Origin of the sequence: Acinetobacter sp. AOR41_HL (assembly GCF_027854645.1) — a bacterium.
Taxonomy (GTDB): domain Bacteria; phylum Pseudomonadota; class Gammaproteobacteria; order Pseudomonadales; family Moraxellaceae; genus Acinetobacter; species Acinetobacter nosocomialis.
Genome location: NZ_JAKTHZ010000032.1, coordinates 22,807 through 29,367, shown reverse-complemented (window position 1 = coordinate 29,367; position 6,561 = coordinate 22,807). Strand labels below are relative to the sequence as shown.

Below are 6,561 nucleotides of genomic sequence, written 5' to 3'. Positions count from 1 at the left end.
TAGGGTGTGTTGACACTTTTAGCTTAAAAAAATAGCGAAGTAGTAAAATCAAATCGCCAAACCCAATTTTACTATTCGCTATGCCTCGTACCATGCTGACAGATCAACACTGGCAAAAGTTGAAAGTTATTCTGCGTAATTTATCCATTCACCACAACTCAAATTTACGCAATTTTATTGAAGCTATTCTCTATAGAATTAGAACAGGCTGTCCGTGGCGAGATATTCCTTGCTGTTTTGGTCATTCAAACTCTATTTTCAAACGTTTTAATCGTTGGTCAAGCAGCGGTAAGTTTCTTAGATTATTCAAATTACTAGCCTCATGCCCCGATATGGAGTGGATTTTTATTGATGGCTCTCATGTACGTGCTCATCAACATTCTGCCGGCATAGCGAATCAATCTATTTCTAAAAGTGTAGGAGGAAACTCCTCAAAAATACATTTGATTGTTGATGCACATGGCAATCCTATTGATTTCATGATTACCGATGGAACCACACATGATGTTAAAGTTGCACCTGATTTAATATCAACATTAGATTTAAAAGAGACAAAAGTGGTATGTGCAGATAAAGGCTATGATTCAGAACCACTGCGTGAACAGATCAGGAAAACAGGGACTAAAGCGAATATACCAAAGAAAACAAATAGCCAATCGAACAATGACCATATGGACTGGTATTTATATAAAATCAGGCATTTAGTTGAAAATATGTTTTGTAGATTAAAGCAATTTAGAGGAATAGCTACTCGATATGACAAGCTCAAAAGAAATTATCAAAGTTCTGTTGCTTTAGCCTGTATATTTTTATGGCTACCTTTATAGGGTTAATTATGAACAGTAAATGTCAACAAACCCTAAATAGAAATGTCCTATACTGGCATTTCCAAATCAAACACAGAATTTAGATTCCGCTGTTGAACGTTTCAAGAAATATCAGCTTGGGCAGCTCGCTGTTTCAAGCATCACAGCATTAAAATTAGCTTTGCTGTCGAGAAGTCGGGATCTGAACGAAATAAACAGGCATTAAACAAGTTCTTATCCCCTTTAGAAATCTTACCCTATGATGAGAAAGCCATCTGGCACTACGCTGAATTACGTCAAGAGCTTCAATCAACTGGTAAAACCATTGGTAGCCTAGACATGCTGATTGCAGCCCAAGCCCTTGCTATGGATGTTGTATTAGTCACAAACAATACGAAAGAGTTTGAACGTATTGAAGGTTTGAAATTAGAAAATTGGGTTTAACTTCTAGCCATAAATTTAGATGGCTAGAATCCTTGAGTACTTGAGGCAGCTTTAAAATAAGGGAGCCTCGTATCTAGGATACTGGGAGCAGTCCAATCATAAAGGACAAATACACAAATGATTGTAGAAAATGTAAGGTTAGCATAAGATATCTTTATAAATTGCAGTCAAGTCATTGTTCCTTATATGCGATTTATACTAAATGGAACTTACCCTCAATAGTTGCAGCTATTGTGTATCGGGTAAGTTCCAAATTATTATTTTCGATAAAGAAAATACCCTACCATTAGATTAATTCCAAAAAAACGAACTAAACACATAATTTATTTTTTATGAAAACAGGCTGTAAACGATGTGAAGTTTTCCTTGGTAAAGTAAACTTAATCTTGTTCTTCGATCTCTTCTGTATATTCAAATAATTCATTCATCGTACAGTTAAAGTATTTACACAACTTATCAGCAACAGGCAATTCAATACGTACAGCGCGGTCATAATACATATTAGTGAGCGTATTGCGATGGATACCTGTTGCATGCACCACATCACTTAATTTTAAAATTTTTCGATCGCCCATTAGGCTGGATAACTTACAAGTAATCATATATAAATTTAATTACAAAAAAATAACCTGCTGCGGGGTATTTTTTAGTTGTTGGCCAAGTCATACTTTGCTAAAATTAACCTACAGCAGGTTATTATGTCTTTTAGAAAGCATATTTTATCAATTTCAACTAGATTATAACTTTTTAAATATAAGGATTGAACCAGCATTCGATTATTTTGTGGAGTTACCCTACTGTGATGCCAGATGAGTTATTGATCAGCCAGCAAGCTCGTGATTTAGGAAATCAATTGATTAAAGAAATAAACATCAATAAGGGTTTTGGAATGGCATGCTTTCTTGGTGTGAATTCTTGTTATGATAATCACCAAGCCGTACTTGTTTGGACATTTCAATTATTAGAAAATGAGCCTCAATTAACAGAATTAGCAGAAATTAAAAAATATTTTCTTTCATTCTTTCCAGATAGCGTCTATCAATTAGCCTAAGCTGTATAGAATCATAATTTTTTAATATAAAACTTTATTAAAATCAAATTTAATTCAGTAAGAGTCCTTCAAAATAAAGAAAAAATAAACACCTTATGTAAGGTAGAACTGCACGAATAGTTATTTTCATTACGAAAGCACTTACAACAATATTTAAATATTTTATTAATAATTTACAATAACTTATATTAATAAAAGTATGAAGTTATCACCTAACAGTACTTAAATAATCACCCCACCACTGCATCATTTCAGTTCGTTGAATTAAATAATCAGCATGATTATAGCTGGCACGTGTACGATTCTTATCAATATGCGAGAGTTGAGCCTCAATCCAATTATCTTGGAACAATCCAGAGTCATTCAAAACAGTACTGAAGGTAGAGCGTAATCCATGGGAGGAAAGTTGATGTTTGCTATACCCCATCTTACGTATAGCCATATTTAATGTATTAAAATGAATCGGGTGATTCTGCTTTCGTGGGCTAGCAAAAATGAATTTTTCACCCAATGACCATTGCATTGCATCTTTTAAAATCTCTAATGCCTGATCTGAAAGTGGAACTAAAAAATCTTGAATTTCATGCCCTAGGATAACTTTACGTCGAAACTGTTTAATATGTAAGGCAGGAATTCTCCAAATTTTATCTTTTAAATCAAAATGATGAGGTTCAGCCATTAACAATTCAGCCCCTCGCACGCCAGTATATAATTTAAACATGAGTGCTTTTTTAATAATGGGATGTGCATCCAACTTTTTTAAGTTATGCATAAAATCTGAGATGTCTTCAGCTTTTAAATAAGGATAGTTCTTCTTGATTTTATTGTTAACAGCAATTTTATTTAAACCATGCGCGATATTATATTCACAATAGCCCATTGCTACAGCATAGTCATAAATTTGGTTCAAATAACTACATGCTTTTTTGACAGGTTCTTTAACTTGACGTGACTCTATTTTTCTAATAATCGATACTAGGTCATAGCGCTTAATATCTTGAAAAGGGATATCCTGAAGAACTGGATAAATATCATGCTGTAAACATTTTTCTGCTAACTGGAGAACACCACAGCGTGGTAAATCATTGAATGCATTTTTAAGTTTGAACTGTAGCCACTCCTCTCCTACCTGATGAAAAGTAATTAAATTAGAAACAGTTTCATTTTCAAAACAGAAATTATTGTCTCTAAAATCATCCCTGACTTGTCGTGCCTTTTTCAGGGATAAATCAGGATAAAGCCCTAACTGAATTCGACGGCGTTTCTTGGTTTTTGGATCTGTATAGCGATAACTCCAAGACTTCCTTCCATTTGGTTCAATTTTTAGACTGAGTCCATCTTCATCGGATAAAAAACAAGTTTTTTCCTTGCAATGAGCTTGGCGAACTTTAATTTCAGTAAGACTCATGAGATTTGAATGAAACCTATCAGTGGACTGATCAAATTAATTATACCAAAATAGAAGGACTTTCATATGATGCGTATGTTACGCATCACATATTTTTATAAGTATTTGTTAAATAAAGTTTATATCTAGATTGGCTATTCCTTAGTGACCAATTAATTAACCATTGATTTCGCAAGTCTTAAATTAGCATTTGAAGTGCAACTCTATGTTATGACTATTCACAGTTCAGTTCCATGATTCATGGTTACTTATTACTTATGTTACTATGTCAGGGGCGATACAAGAATTAAGGTAACCTTATGAAAATAGCGAATACGAAATTACTAGCTGGTGCTTTTATGGCCCTAACTTTAACTATGCTTAGCCCAGCCGTACTTGCAAATGATAACAATGATATACGAAAGACTGTTGTAGTTAAGTTTGCAAAAAAAGCTTACTCTGCAAATTATTACGGAAGGATAGAGGGATACAAGTATGATTCCTACAAATTTTATGCTAAAAAAGGGCAAAAGTTAAAAGTGAAGTTGACTGGAGGAAATGTTGAAGCTTACTTATGGGGTAATCAATTAAAAGACTCCATCAATATTGGAGAATATTCTCCAGAGCTTGATGATAATGGTATTTATATTTTACCTGCTTCAGGTGAGTATGAAATTAGAGTATTACAACCTAGATCACAGGCAAGAAAAGATAAAAAACCTCAATACTGGATGAGTATTAACATTAAATAAAGACTTGCTAGATTCTTTTAAGCTTTTATACGAGGGTTCAAAAACTATTGCCAGTTAAGCGGGGCGTGATTTTTACGCATATGTGTTTATGTTATTAAAATGATATAGATTACTTGTTTAATACCCCAAGGAATAATTTAATCTTGCTGTGCGTTAGTCACCTTTCTTTCAAAAGTTGATTATATATCTTTCAACGTAACCGTCGTGATATTCAAACTCTTTTGATAGGAATTTGAAGGGGAAGAATAGGCGAAACTTGTCTTAAATAATGGTAATTCCTTATCTTTAAAATAGAGAACGCCCGATGAAATTCATTAGGCGTTTACTTTAAAAAAGTGTCAGCTTATTTTATAACTAGATGTACTTGTCAATGACGATTCTTTTTCTCAATTGCCTTAAAAAACAATCTTGCTATTTTTGACTTTTCACACCATTTTGTTCAATTTGTACTGCGGCTTGCCAGCTAGGTAGTTGGCTTAAACCTGCTACATAACGTTGGATATGGGGATAATTTCCACCTTGTCCCATATGATAAACTAAAGCATGTAGCCCAAAGCCCATCATAAAGTCAGCACCGGTTAAACGGTCTGCCACTAGAAATTCTTTATCTTTTAAATATTCATTTAAATGGCCAAATACTTTATCGAACTCAACTTGAGTATAATTTTCTAGAAATACCAACTTCGTGCCCTGCTTGGTTTCTATCGCATTAAACGTTTTTAATAAAAATGGCAGCATGGCAGAGCTTTCTGAGAAATGAATCCACTGTAGATAATCGACATAGGTAGGTTCATCCATATCTGGTCCTAAATGCGGCGCAAGTTTCTGAATTAATAACTCAACGATTGCGCCTGACTCTGCAATAACTTTGCCATCCCATTCCAATACTGGAGATTTCCCTAAAGGATGGATGGTTTTTAAAGAGTCAGGGGCCAAATGCGTGTTTGAGTCACGATAATAGCGTTTCAGCTCATAAGGCTGCTTGATTTCTTCAAGTAACCACAAAATGCGAAAAGAACGTGATTGATCTAAATGATGTAGTGTAATCATGATAATTCCTATTTTTTTAAATTTTTACAACGACTTTGCCAAAGTTTTCGCCTTTCAACATACCATTGAAAGCATTGATCGTGTTATCTAAACCTTGCACCATATGCTCTTTATATTTGATTTTTCCGTCTTTCAACCATTCAGACATTTGCTGATAGAATTCCGGATACTGACTGCCATAATCATCAAAAATAATAAAGCCTTGCATGCGAATACGCTTTTTTAAAAGGGTGGAAATAAAGCCCGGTAAACGGTCTGGCCCTTGTGCTTGCTCGGTAGCGTTATACTGGGAAACCACACCACACACCGGTACACGTGCCGCAGAGTTAAGCAATGGCCATACAGCATCAAATACTTTACCCCCCACATTCTCATAATAAATATCAATACCGTTGGGAGCTGCTTGTTGTAATTGTTCTGCAAAATTTTCATCATGATGATTGATACAAGCATCGAAGCCTAGTTCTTCTACTGCATAACGACATTTTTCAGGCCCACCTGCGACGCCAACCACGCGACAACCTTTAATTTTGCCAATCTGTCCAACCGTAGCACCGACAGGTCCCATTGCAGCTGCAACGACTAAAGTTTCACCGGCTTTAGGCTGACCAATGTCCAACAGGCCCATATAAGCAGTAAATCCTGGCATTCCCAAAATACCCAATGCCCAAGATGGATGTTCGGGTTGCATACCTAAGCTTTGACATGCAGTCCCATTAGAAATTGCGTAGCCCTGCCAGCCATTTCCGGAAAGAACCCACTCGCCTTCTTTGAATTTTGGGTTTTTAGAGGCCACTACTTGACTGACTGTTCCACCGACCATCACTTCGCCAATTTCAACCGGTGCTGCATATGAAGGAGCATCACTCATGCGACCACGCATATAAGGATCGAGTGACAAGTAAATGGTTTTTAACAATATCTCACCTTGTTTAAGTTCATTGAGCTCAACTTGCTCAATACGAAAATCGCTGTGTTTTGGCTCACCCACTGGCCGTTTAGCTAAAACGATGCGTTGATTAATAACTGTTCTCACACATATAACTCCATGTTTTATTTAAAAGTATTTCT

The 6,561-nt window shown here is 35.4% G+C and carries 6 protein-coding genes and 2 pseudogenes; 4 read left to right on the top strand and 4 right to left on the bottom strand.

The window, feature by feature from the left end; all coding sequences use genetic code 11:
* Positions 1 to 80 precede the first annotated feature (80 nt).
* Together MKL35_RS13035 and MKL35_RS13030 are read left to right on the top strand one after the other, a co-directional pair.
* Positions 81 to 846, top strand: a pseudogene (locus MKL35_RS13035) (IS5-like element ISAba31 family transposase).
* Positions 847 to 921: 75 nt separating this feature from the next.
* A pseudogene (locus MKL35_RS13030) lies at positions 922 to 1,250 on the top strand (type II toxin-antitoxin system VapC family toxin); the annotation flags it as partial.
* A 380-nt stretch (positions 1,251 to 1,630) separates the two neighbouring features.
* Here MKL35_RS13030 and MKL35_RS13025 read toward each other — a convergent pair.
* Positions 1,631 to 1,852, bottom strand: a complete 222-nt coding sequence (locus MKL35_RS13025; RefSeq protein WP_031945173.1) for a helix-turn-helix domain-containing protein — start codon at positions 1,850 to 1,852, stop codon at positions 1,631 to 1,633.
* Positions 1,853 to 2,049: 197 nt separating this feature from the next.
* Here MKL35_RS13025 and MKL35_RS13020 point away from each other — a divergent pair, with 197 nt between their 5' ends.
* The gene (locus MKL35_RS13020) at positions 2,050 to 2,301 is read left to right on the top strand and encodes a hypothetical protein (RefSeq protein WP_004882744.1); all 252 of its coding nucleotides are present in this window, start codon (positions 2,050 to 2,052) and stop codon (positions 2,299 to 2,301) included.
* 208 nt (positions 2,302 to 2,509) lie between these two features.
* Here MKL35_RS13020 and MKL35_RS13015 read toward each other — a convergent pair whose 3' ends face one another.
* Positions 2,510 to 3,709, bottom strand: coding sequence for a tyrosine-type recombinase/integrase (locus MKL35_RS13015; protein WP_000059657.1), 1,200 nt, complete (start codon positions 3,707 to 3,709; stop codon positions 2,510 to 2,512).
* 299 nt (positions 3,710 to 4,008) lie between these two features.
* Here MKL35_RS13015 and MKL35_RS13010 point away from each other — a divergent pair, with 299 nt between their 5' ends.
* Positions 4,009 to 4,440, top strand: a complete 432-nt coding sequence (locus MKL35_RS13010) for a PPC domain-containing protein (RefSeq protein ID WP_000684951.1) — start codon at positions 4,009 to 4,011, stop codon at positions 4,438 to 4,440.
* Positions 4,441 to 4,851: 411 nt separating this feature from the next.
* On the opposite strand, the gene MKL35_RS13005 is transcribed toward MKL35_RS13010, so the two are convergent.
* Complete coding sequence (locus MKL35_RS13005; RefSeq protein ID WP_000631287.1) at positions 4,852 to 5,490, bottom strand: glutathione S-transferase family protein; 639 nt, start codon at positions 5,488 to 5,490, stop codon at positions 4,852 to 4,854.
* A 16-nt stretch (positions 5,491 to 5,506) separates the two neighbouring features.
* Complete coding sequence (locus MKL35_RS13000; RefSeq protein WP_001261184.1) at positions 5,507 to 6,526, bottom strand: NADP-dependent oxidoreductase; 1,020 nt, start codon at positions 6,524 to 6,526, stop codon at positions 5,507 to 5,509.
* Positions 6,527 to 6,561: the final 35 nt, after the last annotated feature.

Bases quoted from the DNA above. Each gene is read 5' to 3' on its own strand.
- MKL35_RS13015 (WP_000059657.1), bottom strand. From the start codon at position 3,709: ATGAGTCTTACTGAAATTAAAGTTCGCCAAGCTCATTGCAAGGAAAAA.
- MKL35_RS13010 (WP_000684951.1), top strand. From the start codon at position 4,009: ATGAAAATAGCGAATACGAAATTACTAGCTGGTGCTTTTATGGCCCTA.
- MKL35_RS13005 (WP_000631287.1), bottom strand. From the start codon at position 5,490: ATGATTACACTACATCATTTAGATCAATCACGTTCTTTTCGCATTTTG.
- MKL35_RS13025 (WP_031945173.1), bottom strand. From the start codon at position 1,852: ATGATTACTTGTAAGTTATCCAGCCTAATGGGCGATCGAAAAATTTTA.